Origin of the sequence: Infirmifilum sp. (assembly GCF_049970975.1) — an archaeon.
Classification (GTDB): Archaea; Thermoproteota; Thermoprotei; order Thermofilales; family Thermofilaceae; genus Thermofilum; species Thermofilum uzonense.
On record NZ_JBMFLX010000112.1, the window covers coordinates 1 to 1392 of the forward strand.

The 1392-nt window shown below is 55.0% G+C and carries 2 protein-coding genes and 1 pseudogene; 2 read left to right on the forward strand and 1 reads right to left on the reverse strand.

Features of this window, described 5'->3' with window-relative positions:
* Window positions 1-340: 340 nt before the first annotated feature.
* A complete protein-coding gene (locus ACP5KC_RS09120; protein WP_428287340.1) occupies window positions 341-463 on the reverse strand; it encodes a hypothetical protein in 123 nt (40 codons plus the stop codon).
* Window positions 464-580: 117 nt separating this feature from the next.
* Here ACP5KC_RS09120 and ACP5KC_RS09125 point away from each other — a divergent pair.
* A pseudogene (locus tag ACP5KC_RS09125) lies at window positions 581-727 on the forward strand (phosphoribosylamine--glycine ligase); the annotation flags it as partial.
* The coding region (locus ACP5KC_RS09130; RefSeq protein WP_428287341.1) for a PfkB family carbohydrate kinase at window positions 724-1392 on the forward strand (669 nt) is incomplete at its 3' end. The pseudogene ACP5KC_RS09125 and the gene ACP5KC_RS09130, both read left to right, overlap by 4 nt.

A 1392-nucleotide genomic window follows, 5' to 3' on the forward strand; every position in this document is an offset into this window, starting at 1 on the left:
GTCAGTCAGTCATTATAAATAAATTTCCTCTCTAACAGCCTTAGGAATCTTAACGTAAGGGTAACCACCCTGCATCGTAACCTTAGCGGTAAACATGATTTTAAAACGAACGACAAACCTCGCCCCTTCTAGGGGTGGGGTAAAAGTCTTTAAGTTAAAGCATCTATTCTTTTTCAATGGCATCCTTCCCCGGTGAACTCTTGGAAAATGGGGAGTGGGGGCCGACTACCTCCACAATACCGGGGAAGGGTGTCTACGAGGTTGAGTTCTCGAATAAGAGAACAAATGTGGTACGTCTTTTACAATCCCCTCACCCTCATTCTCATAGTGCTCGTACCTCTCAACCACCAGTCCTGGCCTTATAGACGTATGTACTGTCGAAGCCCAGATCCCTGGGCCTCACGCCCCTGGAGAGCACGTACCCCAACACCCTGCGCCTGGCCTCGTTATCGAGCCTGCCCACGTCGACCATGCCCGGGTCCATACAAATTATTCAGCAGTTAATTCACTGGACAATATTTAAGCTGCACCATGCATATAAAGCGACGGGGATTCATGCATGTTTATACGGGTTAAGGTCCCCCTGATCTACAGGAGCGACATAGGCAACACGATTAGGGAACAAGCCGAGAAGGCCGAGGTAGTGAGGTACACCTACAAGAACAGGGAGGCCAGGGGCCTGCTCGGGGTAAGCGCGGACTGGTCGCCGGAGGGAGGCCTCTGGTGAGCGACTACTCGAAGTCCGGCGTCGACTTAGGCAAGCTCAGGCAGTACCACGAGATCGCCAAAGCTTATTTCAAGGCCGGAGAGGTCGGGGTTGGGCACTACGCGAACGCTGTCAAGCTCGGGGACTACTACCTCTCGATCCACGTCGACGGGGTTGCGACGAAGACCCCCCTGGCCCTACAGACGGGGATAATCGAGCCCGTGGCCCAGGACTGCCTCGCGATGAACACTAACGACCTGGCCTGCGTCGGCTCTAATCCATTAATCGCGGTCGACTACCTCGCCCTCGAGAGGCCCAACGACGAGCTCGTGTCGAGGGTCATGAAGGGGCTTAAGGAAGCCGCCGAGAGGGCCGAAGTCCTGATCCTGGGAGTGAAAGATGTGGACGAGGCCTATAGGAAATACAGGGAGCTGGGCGTTAAGACGCTCGTTTACAAAATGGGGTCGAAGGGAGCTGTGGCGGTGAAGGAGGGGGAGAAGGTCGGTGTGGAGGCATTCAACGTTGTCGTCGAGGATCCAGTGGGAGCGGGGGACGCCATGGCTGGGACGTTCGTCGCCCTTTACCTGAAGGGCTACGACATTGGGAGGGCTTTGAAGCTCGCCTCCCTCTCCTCAGCTTTAGTAGTAACCGTCAGGAGTGACAACGAAATCATTCCGAGGCTCGAG